The following is a 25,897-nucleotide window of genomic DNA, read 5'->3' as shown; positions in this document are numbered from 1 at the left end:
GGTACGCGTCGTGCTTTGGAACTGTTCTCTGCGCGACAGCGCAGCCTGAAAGGCTGGGCGGACTCCCACAGTGTCCTGTGGGAGCTGGCTTGCCAGCGATGAGGCCCTGAAGGTCAATCAATCAGCATCGGCCTCGAACAACCGCTCCAGATCCAGCCGCGCTTCCTTGGCCGTCTGCATCACCTTGGCCTTGTCATCCCGCACCCGGCCCTGGGCGGCCAGCACTTCCTCGTCGTGCCGGGTGAAACGCTGGATCCGGTCCGCCGCCTGGTCCTCGCTCAAGCCCAGCCCGACCAGGGTCATCCGGCTCATTTCCAGGCTCGAATGGAAGGTCTCGCGAATCGGCTCGGCACCCACGTCCACCAGCTCATGCACATGCTGGCGATTGCGTGCCCGGGCCAGGACCTTGAGGTGCGGGTACATTTGCTTGACCCGCTGCGCCGTGCGCGTGGTGGCCTCGGCGTCGTCGGTGGTGATGACGAAGTATTCTGCCTCGCCGACCTTCGCCGCATGCAGCACCTCGGGACGTTGCGGGTCACCGTAGAACACTGGCACCTGCTCGAACATGCGGGTCATCTCGATGGTATCCACCGAGGTTTCCAGAGCGAGGAAAGGTATCTTCTGCGCGCGCAGGATCCGCGCCACGATCTGGCCCATCCGGCCCATGCCGACGATCACCACCCGCGGCGCATCGGTGTCGATGTCCTTGTATTGCTCCGGCACTTCGCGCACCACCTGCGGGCGCTTGCCCAGGCGGGCGCAGCCGAGCAGCAGGAGCGGGGTGATGGCCATGGACAGGGTGATGGTCATCAGCAGCATGTCGTAGGTTTGCAGGTCGAACAGGCCCTGGTCGCGTCCCAGCTTGAACACCACGAAGGCGAACTCGCCACCGGCGGCCAGCACCACGCCCAGGCGCAGGGCATTGACCTTGTTCAGGCCACCGGCGAAGTAGCCGACCAGCATCAGCAGCGGCAGCTTCACCGCTACCAGCAGCAGCGTCATGCCGATCAGCAGCAGCGGCATGTCCAGCAGCAGGCGCAGGTTGGCCCCCATGCCCACGCTGATGAAAAACAACCCCAGCAGCAGCCCTTTGAACGGCTCGATCTGCGCCTCAAGTTCATGCCGGTATTCCGAGTCCGCCAGCAGCAAGCCAGCGAGGAAAGCGCCCAGGGCCATGGAAATACCTGCTTCCTCCATGAGCCAGGCCGTACCGATCACCACCAGCAGGGCGGTGGCGGTAGATACCTCCGGCAGGCCGGTGCGGGCCACGATGCGGAACAACGGACGCAGCAGGTAGCGGCCGCCGACGATAACGATGGCAATGCTGCCGAATACCTTGAGGCCGTGGCCCAGACTGTCGCCATGGCTGGTATCCGGCCCGGCGGCGGCCAGCAGCGGCACCAGGGCGATCAGCGGAATCGCGGCGATGTCCTGGAACAGCAGGATGGCGAAGGCCAGGCGACCATGGGGCGCATTGAGCTGCTTGCTTTCGGCCAGGCTCTGCAAACCGAAGGCGGTGGACGACAGGGCCAGGCCAAGGCCCAGGACAATCGCCGCCGGCAGCGAGCGGGCAAAGCCGAACAGCGCGATGGCGCCGATCACCGCACCGGTCAGCAGGACCTGTGCCAGGCCCACGCCGAACACCGACTTGCGCATCAGCCACAGGCGCCGTGGCGACAGTTCCAGGCCGATGATGAACAGCAGCAGGACCACGCCCAGCTCGGAGATATGCGCAACGCTCTGGGTGTCGCGGATCAGCCCCAAGGCTTGCGGGCCGATCACCACGCCAGCCAGCAGGTAGCCGAGCACGGCGCCCAGTTGCAGGCGCTTGGCCAGGGGAACGGTAACGACCGCGGCGAGGAGGAAGATCACCGCGGTTTGCAGAAGGCTGCCTTCGTGTGGCATTGCTCGGTCTCCATGAACTGCTTGAGGCAGCGGTTGCTATGAAAGTCCGGGCATTTTCCTGGGGATTGGTGTTTCCGACAATCCGGCTGGGTGTGGATTGATTGTCTCCCTGTTGGTGACAATAAGCGGGTCAGGCCTGTGAATCAGTACTCGGCAATCACTTCGTCGGTGCCGGCACCGGTCAAGCCGATGACCTGGTAGGCGTCCTTGTGATCGCCCATTTCCATGCCCGGGGAGCCCATTGGCATACCCGGTACGGCAATGCCTTTCAGGTCGGGGCGTTTGCCGAGCACTGCAATCTGTTCGGCCGGGACATGGCCTTCGATGAACTGGCCGTTGATCACGCCGGTATGGCAGGAAGCCAGGCGCGGCGCCACGCCGAGTTTCTGCTTGACCGCGCTCATGTTCGGCTCGACGTGGTCGTTGACGGTATAGCCGTTGTCGCGCAGATGGCTGATCCATTCCTTGCAGCAGCCGCAGTTGGGGTCGCGGTAGACATCGATGGTCTGCCCGGCCTGGGCCAGGGTGGTCAGGGCCAGCAGGCCGAGGGCTGCCAGGTTTTTCTTCAGCATGGTCTTTCTCCTTTTGGATTCTGTGTTGTCTGACCGGGCCTAATCGCTGGCAAGCCAGCTCCCACAGGGTGCGTACACCGCTGAACCCTGCGGGAGCTGGCTTGTCGGACCGCCGCACCGCAGCGATCGGGGCGACACGATCTAGAACCTTAACCTGATACCCGCCACCCAGCGCGTCTGCCCGATATCCTCGCCTTCATCCCGGGCCATCGCCGCCGTCTCGCCATACATCCGGTTGAAAGTCACCCCTACATAGGGCGCGAATCCCGGGGTGATTTCGTAGCGCAGGCGCACCCCGGTCTCGCTGTCCGCCAGCCCTGAGCCTTGTCCGCGGCCGGCGTCGTCGCGCCCATGGAAATTGGCTTCGACCATCGGCTCCAGCCGCCAACGCTGGGTCAGCAGGATAGCGTAGGACGCTTCCACCCGCAGCGCGGTCTGTTGTCGCTCGCCGGCGTACAGCGTGGCTTCCAGCTCCATGCCATAGAGCGGTGTGCCCTGGACGCCGAAGGCCGCCCAGGTCTGGCCGCTGCCCGGTTTGAAGTCCTGGCGCACGCCCGCGACCACTTCCCACCAGGGGCTGAAGGCGTGCCCCCAGAGTGCCTGCAATTCTGCCTTGTGGGTGCGTCCCTGTTCCCGTTCGCCTTCGCTGCGCAGCCACAGGCGGTCGATATCACCGCCGATCCAGGCGTTGGCATTCCAGTTCAGCGCGCTGCTGTTTTCGAAATTCTGGTACTCCAGTTGTTCGACGGTCACCGCCCAGTTGATCTGCCGGTCATGCACCTGGTGCCCGGGCAGGGGCGGGAAGGCTGCCTGGCGATCGGCGTCGGTAATCGGTTTGAGCGGTGTACGTGGTGGTTGCGGTGCATCGTGGTTCATCGAGCCATGCGTCATTGCTCCGTGATTCACTGCTTCATGACCCATTGCTCCATGGTTCATCGCGCCATGGCCCATGCCCGAATGATCCATACCGGAGTGATTCATGCCGGAGTGATCCATCGTTGCCGCACGAATCTCCTCGCTGCCCAGCAGCAAAAGCAGGGCAATGCCGCCGATCAGCGGCCTGTTCGATCGTTCATTCATCGACGCGCACCTCGCGGAACATGCCGGTTTCCATGTGGTAGAGCAGGTGGCAGTGGTAGGCCCAGCGGCCCAGGGCGTCGGCACTGACCCGGTAACTGCGGCGGCTGCCCGGTGGCATGTCGACGGTGTGCTTGCGCACCTGGAATCGCCCGTGTTCATCCTCCAGGTCGCTCCACAGGCCATGCAGGTGGATGGGGTGGGCCATCATGGTGTCGTTGACCAGGGTGATGCGCAGGCGCTCGCCGTATTTCAGGCGCAGCGGTTCGGCATCGGAAAAGCGGATGCCGTCGAACGACCAGGCGAAGCGCTCCATGTGCCCGGTGAGGTGCAGTTCGATCTCGCGCCCCGGTTCGCGGCCATCCGGGTCGGCGAAGGTGCTTTTCAGGTCGGCGTAGGTCAGTACCCGCCGGCCGTTATCGCGCAGGCCGATGCCGGGATCGCCCAGGTTGGCCTTGGGCATCATGGTCTGCATGTCCACCAGCGGGTTGCCGTTCTCCGAAGCCGGGTGCTGCTGCATGTCCATGCCCGGCATGGCGTGATGCATGCCGGCCATGCTGCCGTGGTCCATCGCGCCCATGTCGCCATGGCCCATGTCCGCCATGCTCAGCACCGGCTTGGGCTCCAGCGCCGGAATCGCTGCACTCAGGCCATGGGCCCGGGCCAGGGTACCGCGGGCATAGCCACTGCGGTCCATGCTTTGGGCGAACAGGGTGTAGGCCGGCAGGTCGCCGACCGTGACCAGCACATCGTAGGTTTCCGCCACCGCCAGGCGCAGTTCGTCCACCGTGACCGGCTGCACCGGCTGGCCGTCGGCGGCGATCACGGTGAGCTTGAGGCCGGGAATGCGGAAGTCGAAGTAGGTCATCGCCGAGCCGTTTATCAGGCGCAGGCGCAGGGTTTCGCCGGGCTGGAACAGGCAGGTGAAGTTGCCCTCGGGGGCCAGGCCATTGAGCAGGTAGGTGTAGGTGGCAGCGCTGATATCGGCGATATCGGTGGGCGTCATGTGCATCAGCGCCCATTCCTTGCGGTTGGCCAGGGTCGCCGACCAGCCGTCGCGGGCCACGTCATCGATGAAGTCGCCGACGGTGCGCTGGCGCTGGTTGTAGTAGTCGGACTGTTTCTTCAAGCGGGTCAGCAGGGCGGCGGGCTTCTCGTCGCTCCAGTCGCTGAGCAGCAGCACGCAATCGCGCTGGTAGACGTGGGGCTCGGGGGTCTTCGGCTCGATGACGATGGCGCCGTAGACCCCGGCCTGCTCCTGCAGGCCGGAATGGCTGTGGTACCAGTAGGTGCCGTGTTGCTCCAGGGTGAAGCGGTACAGGTAATCACCACCGGGCTCGATGCCGGCGAAGCTCAGGCCGGGCACGCCGTCCATGTTGGCCGGGAGGATGATCCCGTGCCAGTGCAGCGAGGTGCTTTCGTCCAGGCGATTGCGCACCCTCAGGGTCACCGTATCGCCTTCGCGCCAGCGCAGGACCGGGCCGGGCAGGCTGTTATTGATGGTCAGCGCGGTCCGTGGCTTGCCGGTGATATTGACGGCGGTCTGGCCGATGAACAGCTCGAAATGCTGGCCGTCCAGCTCGACGGCATCATGCGGCCCGCGGGCCCATGCGTTGCTGCGCCAGAGGCCGAGACCGCCCAGGGCGCTGGCTGCGGCCAGGCCCTTGACGAAGGTGCGGCGGGTAGGAAGGTGGGGCATGGGGTGTCAGTCCATCAACAGGGATGCCCGACCTTAATCCGTTGTGGCTGACAGCAAACTGAGGTTTGAATTACAGATTTGTCAGGGAGCGCTGGGCAGCGTCGCCCGAGCAAACGGATCAACACACAATAACCAGCCCCAGCCCCAGCCCCAGCCCCATTCACCGCTCCCCGAGAATCTCCTCCACCCGCGCCATCAACCCCTCCAACGTAAACGGCTTGGTCATCACGCTGATCCCCGGCGCCAGTCGCCCATCGCTCAGCGCGGCGCTTTCGTCATAGCCGGTGATGAACAGCACCGGCAACTGCGGGTGCACCTGGCGCACCGCCGCCGCCATTTGCCGACCGCTGAGCCCGCCCGGCAAGCCAATATCGCTGATCAGCAAATCCGGCGGCGTCCCGTCCTTCAACCTTGGCAAGGCCAGCACAGCGCTTGCGTAGAACTCGACCCGGTGACCGGACTCTTCCAGGATCTCGGTAATCACCCCGCGCAAAGTGTCCTGGTCTTCCACCAGCACGATGCGCGCTCCGCTGCCCAGGCCCGGGACATTGCGCGCGCTGGTGCGGGCCGGGCTTGCCGCCGCACTCTGGTGATGGCGCGGCAGGTACAGCTCGATCCGCGTGCCCTGGCCAGGGGCGCTGACGATACGCAGTTGCCCGCCGGACTGACGGACGAAACCGTAGGCCATCGACAGCCCAAGCCCGGTGCCCTGGCCCAGCGGCTTGGTGGTGAAAAACGGGTCGATGGCCCGCGCCGCGACATCGGCGGACATCCCCGTGCCGTTGTCGGCGACGCTCAGGCACAGGTACGGCCCTGCGGCCAGGTCCAGCGGGCGTCCGCGTTCTTCGTCCAGCTCGATATTATCGATGGCGATTTCGATCAGCCCGCCATTGGGCAGGGCATCCCGGGCATTGATGCACAGGTTGAGCAGGGCGCTTTCCAGTTGCGGCGGGTCGATGAAGGTCGGCCACAGGTCATCCCTGAACTGGCTGCGAACCGCGATGGCCGGGCCGACGCTGCGCTGGATCAGCTCCTCCATGTCGCGCAGCAGGGCACCGACATCGGTGGCCTGGGGTTGCAGGGTCTGTTGTCGGGAAAAGGCCAGCAGGCGGTGAACCAGCGACGCCGCGCGCTGGGCCGAGGTGCTGGCGGCTTCCAGCAGTGGATGCAGTTCGGCGTGGCGCTGCTGGTCCAGGCGCTGGCGCATCAGTTCGTGGGCACCGAGGATACCGCCGAGCAGGTTGTTGAAGTCATGGGCGATGCCGCCGGTAAGCTGGCCCACCGCTTCCATTTTCTGCGCCTGGCGCAGGGCCTCCTCGGCGCGCAGCAGGCGTTGCTGCTCCTCGACCCGGGCACTGATGTCATAGGCGAAAAGATAGGCGCCGAGCAATTCGCCCTGGTCGTCGTGCAGCGCATTGAAGCGCAGTTCGTAATGACGGCGGCGGTCACCGCTGCCGAACTCGACGGTTTCGATGAACACCTCACCGGCCAGGGCCCGGCGCCACAAGGACAGGGTCCGCGCGCAATCGGCGGGGAAGCGGCGCAGGACGTGCTCCACCCGGTCGCCGACCTTCGGTGCCTCGTCGTAGAGGTGATAACAGTCCTTGAGGGCTTGCTGGTTGATCGCCATCCAGCGCAGGTCGGGGCTGACCACCTGGACGCAAGCCACGCTGTTGTCCACCAGTTGAGCGAGCAATTGGCGTTCGGCCAGCGCGTCGCGCACCCGTTGCTCCAGTTGCTCGTTGAGCCGATGCACGGCCCGTTCGGCGTTGCGTCGTTCGGTCACGTCCTGGAACAGCACCGCAACCTGCTTGCGCTCGGCCGGTTCGATGCGGAAGGTGGTGACCGACAGCACGCGGCCGGTGGCGACCAGTTCCTGTTCGAAATGCAAGGGCTCACCGGTGCGCAATACCGCGCCATAACGGGCGACCCAGTCGTCGGCCTCGTCGGGGACCATTTCCCGCAGTTTCTGCCCGACCACGTTGGGAATCCCGGCGTGGCGAGCGTAGGCGGCGTTGGCCACGACGTGGATGTAGTCGCTCAGCGGGCCATGGGGGCCATCGAAAAACTCGATGACACAGAAGCCCTCGTCCATGGTGTCGAACAGAAAGCGGTAGAAGTCCTCATCCTGCGCCCGTTGCTGCAGTAGTTGCCGTTCGAGGGCGGCATTGCGTTGTTGCAGGGTCTGGAGTTGCAGGCGCAGTGAGTCGAGTTCGCGGGAGGGCATGGAAAGGTCCGGACGCAGGCCAATGGCGCCACTTTAGACCGCCGCTGATCCGGCGGCTAGAAGGAGCGTACGATCCGTCCGAGTGTTTCCATGGCTTTTTCCGATTGCTCGGTCCAGGGGCTGCCGTAATTCAAGCGGATGCAATGACGGAAGCGCCGGGTCGGCGAGAAGATCGGCCCCGGGGCGATGCTGATGCCCTGGGCCAGGGCCATCTGGAACAGTTTGAGGGAGTCCATGCTCTCCGGCAGTTCCAGCCAAAGGAAATAACCGCCCGAAGGATGGCTGACCCGTACCGAGGCGGGAAAATGCCGGGCGATGGCGGCGAGCATGGCGTTCTTCTGTTCTTCCAGGGCGTAGCGCAGGCGGCGCAGGTGGCGGTCGTAGCCGCCGTGCTGGAGGTAGTCGGCGATGGCCGCCTGGGCAGGCATCGAGGCGCACAGCGAAGTCATCAGCTTGAGCCGTTCGATGGTGCGGGCGAAACGTCCGGCGGCTACCCAGCCAATGCGATAGCCGGGGGCGAGGCTCTTGGAGAAGGAACTGCAATGCATCACCAGGCCCTCGGTGTCGAAGGCTTTCGCCGGCTTCGGCGCCTGCTGGGCGTAATACAGCTCGGCGTAGACGTCGTCCTCGATCAGCGGCACCTGGTGCTGGCGCAACAACTCGACCAGCGCCCGCTTCTTTTCTTCCGGCACGCTGGCGCCCACCGGGTTCTGGAAGTTGGTCATGCACCACACGGCCTTTACCGGGTGCCGCTCCAGGGTCTGGGCCAATACCCCCAGGTCGATGCCCTCGCGCGGGTGCACGGGGATTTCAACGGCCTTGAGCTTGAGGCGCTCAAGCACCTGCAGGCAGGCGTAGAACGCCGGTGCCTCGATCGCCACCAGGTCGCCCGGTTCGGTCACCGCCTGCAGGCACAGGTTCAGGGCTTCCAGGGCGCCGTTGGTGATGAGCAGTTCCTCCATCGGCAGCATCAGCCCGCCGACCATGTAGCGCAGGGCGATCTGCCGGCGCAGTTGCGGATTGCCCGGCGAAAGGTCGGTGACCACCATGCGCGGGTCCATGTCTCGGGTCGCGCTGGCCAGCGAGCGGGCCAGGCGTTGCAGGGGGAACAGGGCAGGGCTGGGGAACGCCGAGCCGAACGGCACGGTGTGCGGGTCCTTGATCGATTCGAGGATGGAGAACACCAGTTCGCTGACGTCGACCTCGGTGGACTCGCTGGCCGGCTCGCCGATCCGTGGTTCGCTGAACGGTTTCGGCGCATGGGCGTTGACGAAATACCCCGAGCGCGGCCGCGCGCGGATCAGCCCGCGGCGTTCCAGCAGGTAGTAGGCCTGGAACACCGTGGACGGGCTGACCCCGTGGGTCTGGCTGGCGTAGCGCACCGACGGCACGCGCTGGCCGGGTCCGAGGACCCCGGTGTAGATCAGTTCGGCAATGTCGTCGGCGAATTTCTCGTAGCGTTTCATCATGGCTCTGCTGGTTCGAAGTGCACGCAGTGTAGGGGATCAGCGGTTGAGCGGGGCAACGAAGCGGCTGCGGGCCACGGCGCGGATTGCCGGTTCGTCGCTGTCCACCAGTTCGAAGTCCAGTTCCTGCGAACTGCTGCTTGCCCGTTCGCCCAGCATCGCCACCGATACCGGCAGCTCGGCCATTTCCCCGGCGGGAATGCTGAAGCGGGTCTGGCCATGCAGTTCGAAGCCCTCGGCATCCAGCAAGCGCAACTGGTAGTTCTGCGCTACCTGGGTCTTGTTGATCACCTTGAGCACGTAGATGTTCTCGATCTGGCCGCGGGCATTCTCGCGGAACAGGCCGCGGTCCTTGATGACGTCCATGGACAGCATCGGCCGTTCATGCAGGGCGATGACCAGGGCACCGATCATCACCACCAGTACGGTGACGTAGCCCAGCAGGCGCGGGCGCAGCCAGTGGGTGCGCCCGCCTTGCAGGCTGTGCTCGGACTTGTAGCCGATCAGGCCGCGCGGGTAGTTCATCTTGTCCATGATGCTGTCGCAGGCGTCGATGCAGGCGGCGCAACCGATGCATTCCATCTGCAGGCCATCGCGAATATCGATGCCGGTCGGGCAGACCTGCACGCACATCGTGCAGTCGATGCAGTCGCCCAGGCCGGCGGCCTTGTAGTCCTGGTCCTTCTTGCGCGCACCGCGGTTCTCGCCGCGACGCGGGTCATAGGCCACGGCCAGGGTGTCCTTGTCGAACATCACGCTCTGGAAGCGGGCGTAGGGACACATGTGCATGCACACCGCCTCGCGCAACCAGCCTGCATTGATATAGGTGGCGCCGGTGAAGAACAGGATCCAGAACAGGCTGACGCCACCGGCCTGCAAGGTGAACAGCTCTTCTGCCAGCGGGCGGATCGGCGTGAAATAGCCGACGAAGGTCAGGCCCGTCAGCAGGCTGATGGCCAGCCAGAGACTGTGCTTGAGGGCACGGCGGGCCAGCTTGTTCGGCCCCCAGGGCGCCTTGTCCAGTTTTATGCGCTGGTTGCGGTCGCCTTCGCTGACCTTCTCGCACCACATGAACAGCCAGGTCCAGGTGCTTTGCGGGCAGGTATAGCCGCACCAGACCCGCCCGGCGAACACGGTGATGGCGAACAGGCCGAAGGCGCAGATGATCAGCAGCGCCGAGAGCAGGATGAAATCCTGTGGCCAGAAGGTCGCGCCGAAGATATGGAACTTGCTCTCGGCCAGGTCCCAGAGCACGGCCTGGCGGCCACCCCAGTCCAGCCAGGCGGTGGCGAAGAACAGCAGGAAAAGAAAGCCTGCGCCACCCAGGCGCAGGTTGCGGTACAGGCCAGTAAAGCTGCGGGTAAAGATCTGCTGGTCGCTGCTGGCGGCCTTCTTCTTGTGGGTCGGCTCGGCAACTTCAACGATCTTGACGGGAATAGGTTCGCTCATGGTTCGTCGCTCATCAGGCCTCGATCAGGCCAGGGCACTATGGCGAGCGATCTGTATTCAGAACAGATTCAGGTATCCCGATAAAAACCGTATCAGATTTTCCGCAAAAGGCCTGCAGGTCTTAGATTATCGAGCCTGGAGCGCTGCTTTTCAGGTGCCTGCGACCATCCACCGCACCAGCCACGGTCAGCGCATCGGCTTCCGCTTCGGTGATCGGCACGCGCTTGCCGGCCAGTTCGGCCACGGACATGCGCAGGTTCTCGTCGGTCAGCACCTGCACTTCGCTGGCGTTGCCTTCGATATTCAGTTCTTCGCTGATCAGGGTGCAGCGCTGGGTGGTGTCATCGATCTGGATGGGCATGGTGTGTTCCTCGTGCAAAGGGCCTATGGGGTAGACCATCGGCCCGTCCCGCTTGCGGCCTCGAGCCGATCAGCGGTTGCATCGCACTTTGTCGAAGCGGCTGTTGTCCATCGACTGACAGCACTGACAAGGAAAACGCCATGGATGTCTGGTGGGATGAAGTGTGGATGACGCTTGTGGCGGAGTTCGCCGACATTACCGATGCGAAACAATTGACCCAGGTTTCGGTACGCCTGCTGATGGCCGCGCTTCTGGGGGCGGTGCTCGGTTTCGAGCGCGAGATGAAAGGCAAGGCCGCCGGGGTGCGCACCCATATGCTGGTGGCCATCGGGGCGGCACTGTTCGTCCTGGTCCCGCGCATGGCCGGGGCTGACGATGCGGCGCTGAGCCGGGTGGTGCAGGGGATCGTCGCCGGGATCGGCTTCCTCGGCGCCGGTACCATCCTCAAGGGGCACGATCTGGATGCCAGTCACGTCAAGGGCCTGACCACCGCCGCCGGCCTGTGGATGACCGCCGCCATAGGCGTGGCCGCCGGAATGGGCCGCGAGGCCACGGCGCTGTTCAGCACGATATTGGCGCTGGTGGTGTTTTCGATCATGCCGTGGGTGGTGGACCTGTTCGAGGACGAGGAACACAAGAGGAGGCGCAAGGAGGAGGGAGACAAGGAGGAAAATGGCAAGGCCTGAATGCACTGAGGGGAGCCGAAGCTCCCCTCAAAGATTGTTGCGTGCTCTTTTTTTGTTATTGGAGGGCGGTCTGTTGTTGTTTTTGTCAACCGTGGCCTCTTGTCGCTGTTTTTGTGCGACCCCCATCCGGGGTCAAGAGCAAACGTATTTTTTTGAGCGCTGATCGACCTTCATCATTGCTGATCCAACCGTGACGGGCGCTACCTTGAGGTAGTTTTATTGTTCTCTGTCTGGTTGCGGGGCACGCCCCGGAAAAGCCATCCACTTCAAAAAAATCAGTTAGCTTCGTCTCTGCCGTATTGTTCTTGTTATGTCAGATCCGGTACGTCTTGTTTTTATTGGGTTTGCCGCATTTTTTATTCTTGTTGTGCCAGAGATATAGCAGGTGCCGTGCCAACTTTTAAAAAACCAATAAAATCAACAGGTTGAAGAATTTGGTGGAAAAGCCTGCGCGGGAAAAACCGCTGATTTGTTTCCGTGTTACCCGGAATTTCCCTGGGCAGTGGGTAGGCGGTAACACTTTGTGACCGAGTGCACAGTGTTACCACTTCCTCAGCAGGCGTTACGCGCACGTGCTACCCGCGAGCCAGTGGCGCGACCGAGCACGGCGCTGATGCGCTGGCCAGCGGTGATCAACCGCTCCAGGTCGATGCCGGTATCGATGCCCAGGCCTTGCAGCATGTACACCACGTCCTCGCTGGCCACATTGCCGCTGGCGCCCTTGGCGTACGGGCAGCCGCCGAGGCCGGCGACCGAACTGTCGAACACGTTGATGCCTTCCAGCAGGCTGGCATAGACGTTGGCCAGGGCCTGGCCGTAGGTGTCGTGGAAATGCCCGGCCAGGTGCGGGCGTGGCACCTGGGCGCCGACCACGTTGAACAGATGACGGGTGGCCCCCGGGGTGCCGGTGCCGATGGTGTCGCCGAGGGACACTTCATAGCAGCCCATTTCATAGAGCTCGCGGGCCACGGCGGCGACCTGGGCTGCGTCCACCTCGCCCTCGTACGGGCAGCCGAGCACGCAGGACACATAGCCGCGTACCCGCACACCGTGCTGGCGCGCAGCCTCCATGATCGGCACGAAGCGTTGCAGACTCTCGCTGATCGAGCAGTTGATATTGCGCTGGGAGAAGGCCTCGGAGGCGGCGGCAAACACCGCGACTTCCTTGACCCGGGCGGCGAGGGCGTCCTCGAAGCCGCGCATGTTCGGCGCCAGGGCGGCATAGGTGACGCCCGGCTGCTGGCGGATGCCGGCGAAGACTTCGGCCGAACCGGCCATCTGCGGCACCCATTTCGGCGAGACGAAACTGCCCACTTCGACGTAGGACAGGCCGGCATCGGTCAGGTCGTCGACCAGGCGCACCTTGTCGGCGACGCTGATGGGTTGGGCTTCGTTCTGCAGGCCGTCGCGGGGACCGACTTCGACCAGACGCACTTTGGCGGGCAATGGCATGGCGGGGGCTTCCTGGTGGGGCTCAATGGCCGTTGTTGTTCTGCGTGTTCAGGGTTGCTGCCAGCGCCTGCTGGCAGCGTTCTTCGGCGGTATCCAGTTCCAGTTGCATCTGCTGGATGTCGAGCAGTTGCTGCTCCAGCTGGGCACGGCGCTCGGCGATCTTCGCCAGCATGCTGTTGAGCTGCCGGGTATTGCCGCCGGTGGGGTCGTACAGCTCGATCAGTTCGCGGCACTCGGCGAGGGAAAAACCGATGCGCTTGCCACGCAGGATCAGTTTCAGGCTGACCTTGTCGCGTGCCGAATAGACCCGTTCCAGGCCGCGCCGCTCGGGGCTCAGCAAACCTTGTTCCTCGTAGAAGCGGATGGCCCGGGTGGTGATGTCCAGCTCGCGGGACAGGTCGGAAATACTGTAGGTCTGGCTGCTCATGGGCTGGCTCTGCATGAAGGCGATATGGCGCCTAACCTAAAGCCAGGTTGACGTATACGTCAAGGTGATTGGAGTCTGCACTGAACCCTGTGGGAGCGGGTTCACCCACGATTACGGTAGTGGATTCACCATCGTTATCGCGGGTAAACCCGCTCCCACAGGGTCCGCGTCGCTCTTCAGATGCTTTTAATGACTTCCCACAACCGCGGATCCTCGAAATCCGCCACCACCAACTGCGCCCCCGCCGCCCTCAATGCCTCCACCGTCTGGCTCGTCGACAATCCCACGGTAAAGATCCCCGCACCACTGGCCGCCTTGACCCCCGGCACCGAATCCTCGAATGCCAATGCCCGTTCCGCCTGCGCACCCAGGCGCTGCAACCCGGTGAGGTAGGGCAGCGGGTCCGGCTTGGCTTTCGGCAGTTCCTCCGCCACCAGCACGTGCTCGAAACGCCCGGCCAGGTCCAGCGCCTGGAGCATGTGCTCGGCATTGGCCCGCGGTGCATTGGTCACTACCGCCATGCCGATGCCACGGTCCTCGGCGTACTCCAGCAGGCGGAGCAGGCCCGGCGTCGGCTGCAAGGTCGGCGACAGCTCGCGAAAGCGCGCCTCCTTGCGGTCGGCAAAGGCCCGGTGTTCGTTCACCGGGCGATCGGGAAACAGGTAGCGGCACAGGTCGGCATTGGCCCGTCCGCTGATATGCGCCTCGAATTCCGCCTCGGTCAGGGTACGGCCATCCTCGTGCAGCAACTGCTGCATGGCCAGCAGGTGAAGCTTGTCGGTATCCGCCAGGGTGCCGTCGAGGTCGAAAAGCAGGGCGTCGAGCATGGTGCATATCCGTAGAACGATGAACGGCCATCATACCCGCCGATCGATGGTGCTGGTCAGTGGAGTACGAAAAGAGTACAAATGTACCCCATGACCAGACTCTCTCCCAAACGCAGCGCCATCCTCACCTTCATCCGTGATCGCATCACCGGAGAAGGGCGGCCGCCGAGCCTTTCCGACATCGCCCAGGCCTTCGGTTTCGCCTCGCGCAGCGTGGCGCGCAAGCATGTCCAGGCCCTTTGCGAGGCCGGTTTCATCGAGATCACGCCGAACCAGGCGCGCAGCATCCGCCTGGCCGGTCCCTTGCGTCGGCCCGAGGTGCTGGACATCCCGGTGCTCGGCCAGGTGGCGGCGGGCCGACCGATCGGCCCGGACGTGGATATCCACGAGCAACTGCTGCTCGATGCCCACCTGTTCAGCCGCAGCCCGGACTACCTGCTCAAGGTCCGTGGCGATTCGATGATCGACGACGGCATCCTCGACGGCGACCTGGTGGGCATCCGCCAGCAGCCCGACCCCCGGGACGGCCAGATCGTGGTCGCGCGACTCGATGGCGAGGTGACCATCAAGCGTTTCGAACGTGGCAACGGCCACTACCGCTTGCTCCCGCGCAACCCGGCCTATGAGCCGATCATCGTCGGTCCGGACCGCGACTTCGTCATCGAAGGCGTGTTCTGCGGCCTGGTCAGGCGTGACTGATGGGCGCGGTGGTCAGCCTCGACGGGCTGCTCGATACCCGCCGTGTCTGGAAAGGCCGGCCGGTGGTCGAGGACCATGGCCTGCAGCCCACAGGGCATGCCGCACTGGATGCGGTGCTGCCTGGCGGTGGCTGGCCGGCGGCCGCCCTCACTGAACTGTTGCTGGCGCAGGAGGGCGCGGGTGAGCTGCAACTGCTCTGGCCCAGCCTGGCACGCCTGACCTCGGCTGGTGAGCGGGTGGTGCTGGTGGCTCCGCCGTTCATTCCCTATCCTCCGGCCTGGCAGGCCGCGGGCGTGGATTTGCGCTGGCTGTCGGTGATCGAGGCGGGCAGCAAGGAAAGCCTGTGGGCTGCCGAGCAATGCCTGCGCTCCGGCAGTTGCGCCGCCGTGCTGTGCTGGCCACAACGTGCCGATGACCGTGCATTACGGCGTTTGCAGGTGGCTGCCGAAACCGGCCAGGCCCTGGCCTTCGCCTGTCGCGACCAGGGTGCTGCGCTCAATCCGTCGCCTGCGGCCCTGCGCATCGCTGTCGATAGCAAGCCGGCGCAATGGCGGGTACTCAAGTGCCGTGGCGGGCTGGCGCCGGCCCGGCCAATCGCCGCCAGCGGACGCACAGGGTGAGACGCCATGCTCTGGGCTTGCATCCTGTTACCGCAACTGGCGCTCGACAGTGTCCTGCGCAGGCGTGAAGACGCCGATCAACCGCTGGTTCTGATTACCGGTCCGGCCAATCGCCGGATAGTGCAGGCGGTCAATCCGCCTGCCCGGGCCCTTGGCCTGCGCGCCGGGCAAAGCCTGGCCACGGCCCAGGCCCTGGCCGGCGGTTTCACCACGGTGGAGCACGATCCTGCTGCTACCGAGTGCCAGCAGCAGTTGCTTGCCGCCTGGGCCTACCGCTTCAGTTCCCAGGTCAGCCTGCATTACCCCCGTGCCCTGCTGCTCGAAGTGGAATCCAGCCTGGGCCTGTTCGGACCCTGGCCCAGATTCGAGGCCTGCTTGCGCAAGGAATTGAAGGCCCTGGGCTTCAGCCACCGTATCGTCCTGGCCAGCAACCCGGTGGCGGCGCGGATGCTGGCCAATGCCCATGACGGGCTGGCAGCCAGCGATGCCGAGCTCACCCGTGCCGCACTGGCGGCCATGCCCATCGATCGCCTTGGCCTGCCTGCGGACGCCGCCACGGCCTTCAGCCGCATGGGCCTGCGCCACTTGCACCAGGTATTGACGCTGCCCCGCGAAACCCTGGCCAGGCGTTTCCCCGCCCAGGTGCAACTGCATCTGGACCGTTTGCTGGGGCTGCGTGCCATGGCCCTGGACTGCTACCTGCCGCCGGACCGTTTCGAGTCGCGGCTGGAGCTGAACTTCGATGTGGAGTCCAGCCAGGCCCTGCTGTTTCCGCTACGGCGGATGATCGAGGACCTGGCCGCCTTTCTTGCCGGGCGCGATGCCGGGGTGCAGCGCTTCGACCTGTTCCTGGAACATGCCGAGGGCGCCGACACGCGGCTGCAGGTCGGCCTGCTGGCGGCCGAACGCGACGCCGGGCGCCTGCTGGAGCTGGCCCGCGGCCGCCTGGAGCAACTGACCCTGCGCGCTGCGGTGCGCAACCTGCGCTTGAGTGCCGAGGAACTGCCGGCCTTCGTGCCCCTGGCCGGCGAATTGTTCTCGGCCAGGGCCCAGCAGCAACAGGGTTGGGAGCAGTTGCGCGAACGCCTGCGGGCCCGTCTCGGCGATGATGCGGTGCGTACCGTGGGTGTGGTGGCCGATCACCGTCCGGAATATGCCTGGCGCAGTGCTGATCTGCCGGCTGCCTGCGCTCCTGGCCCGGCACCGCGTCCCGGCTGGTTGCTGGAAGCGCCGCGATCCCTGCCGCTGAACGGCCTGCGCCTGCTGGCCGGGCCGGAGCGCATCGAGTCCGGCTGGTGGGATGGCGGCGATGTGCGCCGTGACTATTACCTGGTGGAGACCGCCGCCGGCCAGCGCGGCTGGGCTTATCGCCAGTTGGGCGAAAGCCGCGACAGCCCGCTGTGGCTGCAAGGCTGGTTCGCATGAGTGGTTATGCCGAGCTGCATTGCCTGTCGAACTTCAGTTTCCAGCGCGGGGCATCGAGTGCGATGGAGCTGTTCGGGCGAGCGAAACAGCAGGGCTACAAGGCCCTGGCGATCACCGACGAATGCACCCTGGCCGGGATCGTCCGGGCCTGGGATGCGGCGAGAAAGGTCGAACTGCCGCTGATCGTCGGCAGCGAGATGCGCGTGGAAGACGGCCCGAAGCTGGTGCTGCTGGTGGAAAGCCCGACGGGTTACCAGCGTCTGTGCGGCTTGATCACCCAGGCCCGGCGGCGTACGGAAAAGGGCAGCTACCGGGTTCTGCGCGAAGACTTCGAACAACCCATGGACGGCCTGCTGGCGCTCTGGGTTGCGGATGCTACGGACGACCCGGCCCCGGGCCGCTGGCTGCGCGAGATTTTCGGCGAGCGCCTGTGGCTGGCCGTGCACCTGCACCATGGCCATGACGACCGCCAGCGCCTGCAGGACTTGCTGGCCCTGGCCCGTGAGCTGGATATCCGTCCGCTGGCCTGCGGCGACGTGCATATGCACAGCCGGGGGCGACGAGCCTTGCAGGACTGCATGACCGCCATCCGTCATCACACCACCGTTGCCGAGGCCGGGCACCGCCTGTTCGCCAATGGCGAGCGCCATCTGCGTGCGGTCGAACAACTGGCCGCGCTGTATCCACCGGCCTTGCTGGAGGAAACCACGCGGATCGCCGCACGCTGTCACTTCGAACTCAAGCGCGACATCAACTACCAGTACCCCCACGAAATCGTGCCCCAGGGCTACACCGCCGGCGCCTGGCTGCGCGACCTCTGCGAGCGAGGAATCCCCACGCGCTGGCCGGCGGGCATCAGCGACAAGAATCGCCAAGCACTGGAACACGAACTGCAACTGATCACCGACCTTGAATACGAGTCCTACTTCCTCACCGTCCATGACATCGTCCGCTTCGCCCGCGAGCAGGGCATCCTGTGCCAGGGCCGTGGCTCGGCGGCCAATTCGGTGGTGTGTTTCGTCCTCGGCATCACCGAGCTGGACCCGAGCCAGACCAGCCTGCTGTTCGAACGCTTCCTGTCCCGTGAACGCAAGGAGCCGCCGGATATCGATGTGGACTTCGAGCACGACCGCCGCGAGGAAGTCCTGCAATACGTGTTCAGGCGTTACGGTCGCCATCGCGCCGCCCTGACGGCGGTGGTCAGCACTTACCATGCCTCCGGCGCGATACGCGATATCGGCCGGGTGCTGGGCCTGCCGCCGGACCAGTTGGGCGCCTTGTCCGACTGCTGCGGGCGCTGGAGCGACCGGGTGCCGTCGCCCGAGCGCCTGGTGGAAGCCGGCTTCGACCCGGACAGCCCGCTGCTGCACCGGGTCCTGACCCTGACCGGCGAGCTGATGGGCTTCCCCCGGCACCTGTCCCAGCACCCCGGCGGCTTCGTTATCAGCGAGCAGCCGCTGGATACCCTGGTGCCGGTGGAGAACGCTGCGATGGAAGAGCGCACGGTGATCCAGTGGGACAAGGACGACCTCGACATGATGGGCCTGCTCAAGGTCGATGTACTGGCGCTGGGCATGCTCAGCGCCTTGCGCCGCTGCTTCGATCTCTACGAGGTGCATCGCGGCAAGCGCCTGAGCATCGCCGCAATCCCGGCGGACGACCGCCCCACCTACGACATGATCAGCCGCGCCGACACCATCGGCGTGTTCCAGATCGAGTCGCGGGCGCAGATGGCCATGCTGCCGAGGCTCAGGCCGCAGAAGTTCTACGACCTGGTGATCCAGGTGGCGATCGTGCGGCCGGGGCCGATCCAGGGGGACATGGTGCATCCCTACCTGCGTCGGCGAAACAATCAGGAAGAGGTGGTCTATCCCTCGGAAAAGCTCAAGGCGGTCTTCGAACGCACCCTCGGCGTACCGCTGTTCCAGGAGCAGGTCATGTCCCTGGCCATCGTCGCCGCCGACTTCACCCCCGGCGAAGCCGACGAGTTGCGTCGCTCCATGGCGGCCTGGAAGCGTCATGGCGGGCTCGAGCCACATCGCATTCGCCTCACCGAGGGCATGTTGCGCAACGGCTACGACCTGGCGTTCGCCGAACGCATCTTCGAGCAGATCAAGGGCTTCGGCAGCTACGGCTTTCCCGAGTCCCATGCCGCCAGTTTCGCCCTGCTGACCTACGCCAGTTGCTGGCTCAAGTGCCATGAGCCGGCGATCTTCGCCTGCGCCCTGATCAACAGCTGGCCCATGGGTTTCTACAGTCCGGACCAGATCCTCCAGGACGCGCGCAGGCATGCCATCGAGATCCGCCCGGTGGATGTCCGGCACAGCCACTGGGATTGCAGCCTGGAACCGGGGCAGGGCGGCGCGCTGGCCCTGCGTATCGGCCTGCGCCAGGTACGCGGGTTTCGCGAAGAGGATGCCCGGCGTCTGGCCCTGGTGCGGGAAGTACAGGCGTTCCGCGATGTCGGTGACCTGTGCCTGCGCGCCGGGCTCGACAACCGCGCCCGCGACCTGCTGGCCGATGCCGGTGCACTCGCTGCACTGGCGGGGCACCGTTACCAGGCGCGCTGGGAAGTGGCCGCGGTGCAGGCGCAACGCCCCTTGTTCGCCGGCATCGAGCCGACTCCGGAAATCGCGGTGGCGTTGCCCGCGCCCAGCGTGGGCGAGGACCTGTTCGCCGACTACAACAGCATCGGCACCACCCTTGGCCCGCATCCCCTGAGCCTGCTGCGCCGTCGTCTCACCGCCCTGGGCTGTCGCAGTTCGCGGGCGCTGGACGATGTGGCGCATGGCGACAGCATCAGCGTGGCCGGGCTGGTAGTCGGTCGGCAGCGCCCGCAGACCGCCAGCGGGGTGACCTTCGTTACCCTGGAAGACGAGTTCGGCATGCTCAACGTGGTGGTCTGGCGCGATCTGGCCGAGCGCCAGCGACGGGTGCTGGTAGGTGCACAACTGATGCAGGTACGCGGCAAGCTGGAGTTCGCCGATGGCGTACGCCATCTGATCGCCCGGCGCCTGGAAGATCTCAGCCCGCTATTGAGCGGGCTGGATGTGCGTAGCCGGGACTTTCACTGAGGGTCAGACCACCGCCAGGCGTTGCTTGCGGGTCGGGGCAGGGAAGGCCTGGTCGATGGCTTGCAGGTCCTCGGCATCGAGGACCAGCCGGCCTGCCGCCGCATTGAGCTGTACATGGCGCGGTTCCACCGCCTTGGGGATCGCGATCACCCCGTCATTGCGGGTGACCCAGGCCAGGCTGACCTGGGCGGGTGTGACGCCGTGGCGTTCGGCGACCTGCGCCAGGACCGGATGGCGCAGCAGGCGCCCGGCCTGGGCCAGCGGGCAGTAGGCCATGACCGGTACCTGGTGTTCGCGGCACCAGGGCAGCAGGTCGAACTCGATGCCGCGTTGCTCCAGGTTGTACAGCACCTGGTCGGTAGCGCAGGCCGGATTGTCCAGCTCGCGCATATCGTCGCTATCGAAGTTGGACACTCCCCAGCGCCCGATCTTGCCCGCTTCGCGCAGGCGCTCGAAGGCCTCCACGGTTTCTTCCAGCGGGTACTGGCCGCGCCAGTGCAGCAGGTACAGGTCGATATGGTCGGTGGCCAGGCGTTGCAGGCTGCGCTCGCAGGCGGCAATGGCCCCTTGGCGGCTGGCGTTGTGCGGATACACCTTGCTGACCAGGAAGACCTGGTCCCGGCGCCCGGCCAGGGCTTCGCCGACCACTTCCTCGGCGCCGCCTTCGGCGTACATCTCCGCCGTATCGATCAGCGTCAGGCCAAGGTCGATGCCTTGCTGCAGGGCGGCGACCTCACGCCGGCGCTGGCCCGGGTCTTCACCCATGTACCAGGTGCCCTGGCCGATGACCGGGACCTGGTGGTTGCCGAGTGTTGTCGTTCTCATATTTGAAGTCTCTCCTGTCTCTCAGCCTTGTGCGGACCCTGTGGGAGCGGGTTCACCCGCGATTGCAACAGTGAATTCACTACCGCAATCGCGGGTGAACCCGCTCCCACAGGGTCCGTGTTCTCAAGTCAGAACCGGCGCAGTCACTTCTGCCTCCAACACATCCAGAACCGCCTGCGCCGCTGCCGACAACTTATGATCCGCCAGCATCGTCACGCCGATCCTGCGCTCCACCACCGGCTCCACCAGCGCCACGCACTGCGCTCCCAGCTCACGCATCTGGCCGATGCACAGCGCCGGCACGGCACTGACCCCCAGTCCGTTGGCGACCATCCGGCCAATGGTAGACAACTGGTGACTTTCGAACGCCACCGCCAGCTTGCCGTGATCCGCCGCCACATGCCGTTCCAGCAACAGGCGCACCGCCGACGGCCGCTGCAGGGCAATGAAATCCTCGCGCAGCAACTCCGTCCAGCTCACTTGGGCCTGCCCTGCCAGCGGCGAGTCCTTCGGCACCACGGCGACGAAACGGTCCAGGTACAACGGCCGGAACAGCAGCGGCTCGCTGGATTCCGGTTCGAAACCGATGCCCAGCTCCACTCGCCGATGCCGGACCAGTTCCAGTACCTGTTCATTGATCACGTCATGCACCGTGACGTTCACCCGCGGATAGCGCTGGCGAAATAGCTTGAGCACCGGCGGCAGCAGGTTGCCGGCAAAGGCCGGCATCGCCGCGACCGAGACCCGCCCCAGTTGCAGGGTGAAATGCTGGCGCAGCACTTCCTCGGTGTTGTCCCAGTCCGCCAGCAGGCGCCGGGCCAGAGGCAGCAGCACTTCGCCCTCCGGCGTCAGGCTGACACTGCGCGTGGTACGGCTGAGCAGGGCGCCGCCGAGTTGCTCTTCCAGACCCTTGATGGTCAGGCTCAGGGCAGGCTGCGATAGATGCAGGTGCTCACCGGCCTGGGCGAAGCTCTGGTAGGTGGCGACCGCGACGAAGGCGCGCAATTGCTTGAGGTTCATGGAATTGTTTTGAAATCCAAATCAATCAATGAGAAAAACAAAATTAACAAATCAGTCTGCAGGGAGGAAGATCCGTCCAGCCCTACAACGACAACAAGGCGGATCACATGGCCGGACTGGACAAGCGCGTAGCAACCTATGAACAGGCCCTCGAAGGCCTGACCGACGACATGACGGTACTGGCCGGCGGTTTCGGCCTCTGCGGCATTCCCGAGAACCTCATTGCCGAGATCAAGCGCCGCGGTGTCACTGGCCTGACCGTGGTCTCCAACAACTGTGGCGTCGATGGCTTCGGCCTCGGCGTGCTCCTGGAAGACCGCCAGATCCGCAAGATGATCGCCTCCTATGTAGGCGAGAACGCCGAGTTCGAACGCCAGTTGCTTAGTGGCGAACTGGAAGTGGAACTCACCCCGCAAGGCACACTGGCCGAGAAGATGCGCGCCGGTGGCGCCGGGATCCCGGCCTTCTACACCGCCACCGGCTACGGCACCCCGGTCGCCGAAGGCAAGGAAGTGCGCCAGTTCAACGGGCGCCATTACATCCTCGAAGAAGCCATCACCGGCGACTTCGCCATCGTCAAGGGCTGGAAGGCCGACCACTACGGCAACGTGGTGTACCGCAACACCGCACAGAACTTCAACCCGCTGGCCGCCACCGCCGGCCGGATCACCGTGGTCGAGGTCGAGGAGATCGTCGAACCGGGCGTGCTGCTGCCAAGCGAGATCCACACCCCGGGCATCTATGTCGACCGGGTCATTGTCGGCACTTTCGAGAAGCGCATCGAAAAGCGCACCGTCAAAGCCTGACCCGTCCCCAGAACAACGAAGAGATCCTGACCATGGCACTTACCCGCGAACAAATGGCCCAGCGCGTCGCCCGCGAACTCAAGGACGGCTACTACGTCAACCTCGGCATCGGCATTCCGACGCTGGTGGCCAACTACGTCCCCGCCGATATGGACGTGATGCTGCAATCGGAAAACGGCCTGCTGGGCATGGGCGAATTCCCCACCGAAGGCCAGCTCGATGCCGACATGATCAACGCCGGCAAGCAGACCGTGACCGCCCGCCGTGGCGCGTCGATCTTCAACTCGGCCGAATCCTTCGCCATGATCCGCGGCGGGCATGTCGATCTCACCGTGCTCGGCGCCTTCGAAGTGGACGTGGAAGGCAACATCGCCTCCTGGATGATCCCCGGCAAGCTGGTCAAGGGCATGGGCGGGGCGATGGACCTGGTGGCCGGTGCCGAGAACATCATCGTCACCATGACCCATGCGTCCAAGGACGGCGAATCCAAGCTGCTGCCACGCTGCAGCCTGCCGCTGACCGGCGCCGGCTGCATCCGCAAGGTGCTGACCGACCTGGCCTACCTGGAAATCGACAATGGCGCCTTCATCCTCAAGGAGACGGCGCCTGGGGTAAGTGTCGAGGAGATCATCGAGAAGACCGCGGGCAAGCTGATCGTGGCCGACGATGTGAAGGAAATGACCTTCTGATTTTGTGGTGAGCTTTAGGGCCTCATCGCTGGCAACGCCAGCTCCCACAAGGTCGTGTGTCGACCGGTGGGCCTGAGTACGACGCCGACTCTGTGGGAGCTGGCGTTGCCAGCGATGAGGCCCTCGAGGTCACCACACTTGTGAGTAAAAACACAATCGCGGAGCCTGTTCAGGGCAGGGAACCACGCACTCCCTGCCCCTGACCGGTCCCGCGATTGCCTTCCCGCCTACTGCTTCGCCTCCCGCTCATCCTGCGCCACCACCGCCTGGCACAATTCGATCATCTGCTCGCGCATCCAGCGGTTGGCTGGGTCCTGGTCGGTGCTTTCATGCCAGTACAGATGGGTTTCCAGTGGCGGCACGTCGTTCACCGGCAAGCGTACGTAGTTCAGTTGATGACGCCGGGCGAAACGCTCCGGCACGGTCATCACCATATCGGTCTGCTGCAGCACCTGGGAGGCCATCAGGTAATGCTGCGAGCGCAGGGCGATGCGCCGTTGCAGGCCCATCTTGCCCAGTGCCAGGTCCACGTAACCCAGACCGTTGCGGCGGCTGGAGATATGGATATGGGTCATGCTCATGTACTCGTCGAGGCTGATCCGCTCCTTCGCCATCGGATGCCCCTGGCGCAGGGCGCAGACGTACTGGTCCTGCATCAGCTTGACGTGGCGCACCTGCGGGTCGGTGTTGAGCGGCGCATCCACGGCGAAGTCCAGGCGCCCGGCGGCCAGCTCCTTGGTGGTCTCGCGGCGCTTGCACAGGAAGCTTTCGATCACCACCGCCGGCGCCAGGCGGCGCAGGCGCTGGAACAGCGGCGGCAGCACCACCGCCTCGGTGAGGTCGGTCATGCTGATGCGGAACGTCTTGTTGGCCTGCAACGGGTTGAAGATCCGGCTTTCCTGCACCGATACGCGCAACAGCGACAGGGCGTTGCGCACCGGGCCGATGATGTTCTGCGCCATCGGCGTCGGCACCATGCCCTGGGCAGTACGCACGAACAGCGGATCGTTGAAGGTTTCGCGCAGCCGGGCCAGGGCGTTGGACACCGCGGGCTGGGTAATGCCGACGATCTGTCCGGCACGGGTCAGGTTGGCTTCGGTGTAGATCGCATCGAAAACGATGAACAGATTCAGGTCGACCTTGTTCAGGTTCATGGGCACTGCTCTTGTTGGTGTTATCGGCCGATCATATATCGGTTATGAATGTTTATACACGCTGAAAATAGACTAGGTGGATTGTGACCGGTGTTCTAGCATCCGTTGCAGATCCCTTTCCCGAAGAAGGTACTGCTGATGGATTTCGCCTACACACCCAAGGTCCAGGCCCTGCGCGAGCGCGTCACGGCGTTCATGGATGCCTATGTCTATCCCGCCGAAGCGGTGTTCGAGCGCCAGGTCGCCGAGGGTGATCGCTGGCAACCGACGGCGATCATGGAAGAGCTGAAGAACAAGGCCAAGGCCGAGGGCCTGTGGAACCTGTTCCTGCCCGAGTCGGAGCTGGGCGCCGGCCTGACCAACCTGGAATATGCGCCGTTGGCCGAGATCATGGGCCGTTCGCTGCTGGGGCCGGAGCCGTTCAACTGCTCGGCGCCGGATACCGGCAATATGGAAGTGCTGGTGCGCTACGGCAGCGAGGAGCAGAAGCGCCAATGGCTGGAACCGCTGCTGCGTGGCGAGATCCGTTCCGCCTTCGCCATGACCGAGCCGGACGTAGCCTCGTCCGACGCGACCAACATGGCCGCCCGCGCCGAGCGCCAGGGTGACGAGTGGGTGATCAACGGGCGCAAATGGTGGACCTCCGGTGCCTGCGATCCGCGCTGCAAGGTAATGATCTTCATGGGCCTGAGCAATCCGGACAACCCGCGTCACCAACAGCATTCGATGATCCTCGTGCCCACCGATGCGCCAGGGGTGAAGATCGTTCGCCCGCTGCCGGTATTCGGTTATGACGACGCGCCCCATGGCCATGCCGAAGTGTTGTTCGAGAACGTGCGGGTACCGTACGAGAACGTGATCCTCGGCGAGGGCCGTGGTTTCGAGATTGCCCAGGGACGCCTCGGTCCTGGCCGTATCCACCACTGCATGCGCTCGATCGGCATGGCTGAACGGGCCCTTGAACTGATGTGCAAGCGTTCGGTGGCGCGTACCGCCTTCGGCCGTCCGCTGGCGCGGCTGGGCGGTAACGTCGACAAGATCGCCGACTCGCGCATGGAAATCGACATGGCCCGCCTGCTGACCCTGAAGGCGGCGTACATGATGGACACCGCAGGCAACAAGGTAGCCCGCAGCGAAATCGCGCAGATCAAGGTGGTGGCGCCGAACGTGGCGCTGAGGGTGATCGACCGGGCGATCCAGATCCATGGTGGCGCCGGGGTTTCCGGGGACTTCCCGCTGGCCTACATGTACGCGATGCAGCGCACCCTGCGCCTGGCCGACGGCCCGGATGAAGTGCACCGTGCGGCGATCGGCAAGTACGAGATCGGCAAGTATGTGCCGAAGGAGATGCTGCGTAGCGGCCACTGATTTCAAGGATGGCAGTGAACCCTGTGGGAGCGGGGGGGGCCCCCCGGGGGGGGGGGGGCCCACCCCCCC

Annotated in this window: 22 protein-coding genes; 8 read left to right on the top strand and 14 right to left on the bottom strand. The window is 64.8% G+C overall.

Annotation, left to right across the window (positions count from 1 at the left end; all coding sequences use genetic code 11):
* Window positions 1-117: 117 nt before the first annotated feature.
* The 8 genes from ACKLLE_RS26400 to ACKLLE_RS26365 form a co-directional block, all read right to left on the bottom strand.
* A complete protein-coding gene (locus ACKLLE_RS26400; RefSeq protein ID WP_420059501.1) occupies window positions 118-1,905 on the bottom strand; it encodes a monovalent cation:proton antiporter-2 (CPA2) family protein in 1,788 nt (595 codons plus the stop codon).
* A 143-nt stretch (window positions 1,906-2,048) separates the two neighbouring features.
* Entirely contained in the window at window positions 2,049-2,477 is a 429-nt protein-coding gene (locus ACKLLE_RS26395) for a DUF411 domain-containing protein (RefSeq protein ID WP_009401047.1), read from the bottom strand.
* 141 nt (window positions 2,478-2,618) lie between these two features.
* A complete protein-coding gene (locus ACKLLE_RS26390; RefSeq protein ID WP_420059500.1) occupies window positions 2,619-3,557 on the bottom strand; it encodes a copper resistance protein B in 939 nt (312 codons plus the stop codon).
* Window positions 3,550-5,253 (bottom strand): copper resistance system multicopper oxidase, encoded by a 1,704-nt coding sequence (locus ACKLLE_RS26385; protein ID WP_064302904.1) that lies wholly within the window; start codon window positions 5,251-5,253, stop codon window positions 3,550-3,552. Before ACKLLE_RS26385 ends, ACKLLE_RS26390 begins: the two co-directional genes overlap by 8 nt.
* Window positions 5,254-5,413: 160 nt before the next feature.
* Window positions 5,414-7,480 carry a hybrid sensor histidine kinase/response regulator gene (locus ACKLLE_RS26380; protein WP_420059499.1) on the bottom strand — a complete coding sequence of 689 codons (2,067 nt, stop codon included), beginning with the start codon at window positions 7,478-7,480 and terminating at the stop codon, window positions 5,414-5,416.
* 56 nt (window positions 7,481-7,536) lie between these two features.
* Window positions 7,537-8,946 carry a GntR family transcriptional regulator MpaR gene (gene mapR / locus ACKLLE_RS26375; RefSeq protein WP_420059498.1) on the bottom strand — a complete coding sequence of 470 codons (1,410 nt, stop codon included), beginning with the start codon at window positions 8,944-8,946 and terminating at the stop codon, window positions 7,537-7,539.
* Window positions 8,947-8,985: 39 nt separating this feature from the next.
* The gene (gene ccoG, locus ACKLLE_RS26370) at window positions 8,986-10,395 is read right to left on the bottom strand and encodes a cytochrome c oxidase accessory protein CcoG (RefSeq protein WP_420059497.1); all 1,410 of its coding nucleotides are present in this window, start codon (window positions 10,393-10,395) and stop codon (window positions 8,986-8,988) included.
* Window positions 10,396-10,516: 121 nt separating this feature from the next.
* The gene (locus ACKLLE_RS26365; protein ID WP_420059496.1) at window positions 10,517-10,756 is read right to left on the bottom strand and encodes a DUF3203 family protein; all 240 of its coding nucleotides are present in this window, start codon (window positions 10,754-10,756) and stop codon (window positions 10,517-10,519) included.
* Between the two features lie 140 nt (window positions 10,757-10,896).
* Here ACKLLE_RS26365 and ACKLLE_RS26360 point away from each other — a divergent pair, with 140 nt between their 5' ends.
* A complete protein-coding gene (locus ACKLLE_RS26360) occupies window positions 10,897-11,442 on the top strand; it encodes an MgtC/SapB family protein (RefSeq protein ID WP_420059495.1) in 546 nt (181 codons plus the stop codon).
* A gap of 552 nt (window positions 11,443-11,994) precedes the next feature.
* Here ACKLLE_RS26360 and ACKLLE_RS26355 read toward each other — a convergent pair.
* From ACKLLE_RS26355 to ACKLLE_RS26345, 3 genes are all read right to left on the bottom strand, one after another.
* The gene (locus ACKLLE_RS26355) at window positions 11,995-12,894 is read right to left on the bottom strand and encodes a hydroxymethylglutaryl-CoA lyase (protein WP_420059494.1); all 900 of its coding nucleotides are present in this window, start codon (window positions 12,892-12,894) and stop codon (window positions 11,995-11,997) included.
* Between the two features lie 22 nt (window positions 12,895-12,916).
* Window positions 12,917-13,321, bottom strand: coding sequence for a MerR family transcriptional regulator (locus ACKLLE_RS26350; protein ID WP_009401038.1), 405 nt, complete (start codon window positions 13,319-13,321; stop codon window positions 12,917-12,919).
* Between the two features lie 176 nt (window positions 13,322-13,497).
* Window positions 13,498-14,148, bottom strand: a complete 651-nt coding sequence (locus ACKLLE_RS26345; RefSeq protein ID WP_064303228.1) for an HAD family hydrolase — start codon at window positions 14,146-14,148, stop codon at window positions 13,498-13,500.
* 81 nt (window positions 14,149-14,229) lie between these two features.
* Here ACKLLE_RS26345 and lexA point away from each other — a divergent pair, with 81 nt between their 5' ends.
* The 4 genes from lexA to ACKLLE_RS26325 are packed head-to-tail and all read left to right on the top strand — an operon-like array spanning window position 14,230 to window position 19,966.
* Complete coding sequence (gene lexA / locus ACKLLE_RS26340; RefSeq protein ID WP_009401036.1) at window positions 14,230-14,847, top strand: transcriptional repressor LexA; 618 nt, start codon at window positions 14,230-14,232, stop codon at window positions 14,845-14,847.
* Complete coding sequence (imuA, locus tag ACKLLE_RS26335) at window positions 14,847-15,467, top strand: translesion DNA synthesis-associated protein ImuA (RefSeq protein WP_064303229.1); 621 nt, start codon at window positions 14,847-14,849, stop codon at window positions 15,465-15,467. Before lexA ends, imuA begins: the two co-directional genes overlap by 1 nt.
* Window positions 15,468-15,473: 6 nt before the next feature.
* A complete protein-coding gene (locus tag ACKLLE_RS26330) occupies window positions 15,474-16,892 on the top strand; it encodes a Y-family DNA polymerase (protein ID WP_064303230.1) in 1,419 nt (472 codons plus the stop codon).
* Window positions 16,868-19,966, top strand: a complete 3,099-nt coding sequence (locus tag ACKLLE_RS26325; RefSeq protein ID WP_420059491.1) for an error-prone DNA polymerase — start codon at window positions 16,868-16,870, stop codon at window positions 19,964-19,966. The genes ACKLLE_RS26330 and ACKLLE_RS26325 overlap by 25 nt, the downstream gene beginning before the upstream one ends.
* Window positions 19,967-19,969: 3 nt before the next feature.
* Here ACKLLE_RS26325 and ACKLLE_RS26320 read toward each other — a convergent pair whose 3' ends face one another.
* Entirely contained in the window at window positions 19,970-20,791 is an 822-nt protein-coding gene (locus ACKLLE_RS26320) for an aldo/keto reductase (RefSeq protein ID WP_420059490.1), read from the bottom strand.
* 123 nt (window positions 20,792-20,914) lie between these two features.
* Window positions 20,915-21,811, bottom strand: a complete 897-nt coding sequence (locus ACKLLE_RS26315) for a LysR family transcriptional regulator (protein WP_420059489.1) — start codon at window positions 21,809-21,811, stop codon at window positions 20,915-20,917.
* A 107-nt stretch (window positions 21,812-21,918) separates the two neighbouring features.
* Between ACKLLE_RS26315 and ACKLLE_RS26310 the strand changes: the two genes are divergently transcribed.
* Entirely contained in the window at window positions 21,919-22,617 is a 699-nt protein-coding gene (locus tag ACKLLE_RS26310; RefSeq protein WP_009401029.1) for a CoA transferase subunit A, read from the top strand.
* A gap of 32 nt (window positions 22,618-22,649) precedes the next feature.
* Entirely contained in the window at window positions 22,650-23,306 is a 657-nt protein-coding gene (locus ACKLLE_RS26305; protein ID WP_009401028.1) for a CoA transferase subunit B, read from the top strand.
* A gap of 227 nt (window positions 23,307-23,533) precedes the next feature.
* On the opposite strand, the gene ACKLLE_RS26300 is transcribed toward ACKLLE_RS26305, so the two are convergent.
* Entirely contained in the window at window positions 23,534-24,460 is a 927-nt protein-coding gene (locus ACKLLE_RS26300; protein WP_064303234.1) for a LysR family transcriptional regulator, read from the bottom strand.
* A gap of 138 nt (window positions 24,461-24,598) precedes the next feature.
* Between ACKLLE_RS26300 and ACKLLE_RS26295 the strand changes: the two genes are divergently transcribed.
* Window positions 24,599-25,828 carry an acyl-CoA dehydrogenase gene (locus ACKLLE_RS26295; RefSeq protein ID WP_064303235.1) on the top strand — a complete coding sequence of 410 codons (1,230 nt, stop codon included), beginning with the start codon at window positions 24,599-24,601 and terminating at the stop codon, window positions 25,826-25,828.
* Window positions 25,829-25,897: the final 69 nt, after the last annotated feature.

It is taken from the genome of Pseudomonas bharatica (assembly GCF_048586865.1).
GTDB classification, from domain to species: domain Bacteria; phylum Pseudomonadota; class Gammaproteobacteria; order Pseudomonadales; family Pseudomonadaceae; genus Aquipseudomonas; species Aquipseudomonas bharatica.
This window is presented reverse-complemented; position numbering and strand designations above follow the sequence as displayed.

Bases quoted from the DNA above. Each gene is read 5' to 3' on its own strand.
- ACKLLE_RS26400 (WP_420059501.1), bottom strand. From the start codon at position 1,905: ATGCCACACGAAGGCAGCCTTCTGCAAACCGCGGTGATCTTCCTCCTC.
- ccoG (WP_420059497.1), bottom strand. From the start codon at position 10,395: ATGAGCGAACCTATTCCCGTCAAGATCGTTGAAGTTGCCGAGCCGACC.
- ACKLLE_RS26350 (WP_009401038.1), bottom strand. From the start codon at position 13,321: ATGAGCAGCCAGACCTACAGTATTTCCGACCTGTCCCGCGAGCTGGAC.
- ACKLLE_RS26310 (WP_009401029.1), top strand. From the start codon at position 21,919: ATGGCCGGACTGGACAAGCGCGTAGCAACCTATGAACAGGCCCTCGAA.
- ACKLLE_RS26365 (WP_420059496.1), bottom strand. From the start codon at position 10,756: ATGCCCATCCAGATCGATGACACCACCCAGCGCTGCACCCTGATCAGC.
- ACKLLE_RS26320 (WP_420059490.1), bottom strand. From the start codon at position 20,791: ATGAGAACGACAACACTCGGCAACCACCAGGTCCCGGTCATCGGCCAG.
- ACKLLE_RS26385 (WP_064302904.1), bottom strand. From the start codon at position 5,253: ATGCCCCACCTTCCTACCCGCCGCACCTTCGTCAAGGGCCTGGCCGCA.
- imuA (WP_064303229.1), top strand. From the start codon at position 14,847: ATGGGCGCGGTGGTCAGCCTCGACGGGCTGCTCGATACCCGCCGTGTC.
- ACKLLE_RS26355 (WP_420059494.1), bottom strand. From the start codon at position 12,894: ATGCCATTGCCCGCCAAAGTGCGTCTGGTCGAAGTCGGTCCCCGCGAC.
- mapR (WP_420059498.1), bottom strand. From the start codon at position 8,946: ATGAAACGCTACGAGAAATTCGCCGACGACATTGCCGAACTGATCTAC.
- ACKLLE_RS26390 (WP_420059500.1), bottom strand. From the start codon at position 3,557: ATGAATGAACGATCGAACAGGCCGCTGATCGGCGGCATTGCCCTGCTT.
- ACKLLE_RS26295 (WP_064303235.1), top strand. From the start codon at position 24,599: ATGGATTTCGCCTACACACCCAAGGTCCAGGCCCTGCGCGAGCGCGTC.
- ACKLLE_RS26360 (WP_420059495.1), top strand. From the start codon at position 10,897: ATGGATGTCTGGTGGGATGAAGTGTGGATGACGCTTGTGGCGGAGTTC.
- lexA (WP_009401036.1), top strand. From the start codon at position 14,230: ATGTACCCCATGACCAGACTCTCTCCCAAACGCAGCGCCATCCTCACC.
- ACKLLE_RS26305 (WP_009401028.1), top strand. From the start codon at position 22,650: ATGGCACTTACCCGCGAACAAATGGCCCAGCGCGTCGCCCGCGAACTC.
- ACKLLE_RS26315 (WP_420059489.1), bottom strand. From the start codon at position 21,811: ATGAACCTCAAGCAATTGCGCGCCTTCGTCGCGGTCGCCACCTACCAG.
- ACKLLE_RS26330 (WP_064303230.1), top strand. From the start codon at position 15,474: ATGCTCTGGGCTTGCATCCTGTTACCGCAACTGGCGCTCGACAGTGTC.
- ACKLLE_RS26300 (WP_064303234.1), bottom strand. From the start codon at position 24,460: ATGAACCTGAACAAGGTCGACCTGAATCTGTTCATCGTTTTCGATGCG.
- ACKLLE_RS26345 (WP_064303228.1), bottom strand. From the start codon at position 14,148: ATGCTCGACGCCCTGCTTTTCGACCTCGACGGCACCCTGGCGGATACC.
- ACKLLE_RS26395 (WP_009401047.1), bottom strand. From the start codon at position 2,477: ATGCTGAAGAAAAACCTGGCAGCCCTCGGCCTGCTGGCCCTGACCACC.
- ACKLLE_RS26380 (WP_420059499.1), bottom strand. From the start codon at position 7,480: ATGCCCTCCCGCGAACTCGACTCACTGCGCCTGCAACTCCAGACCCTG.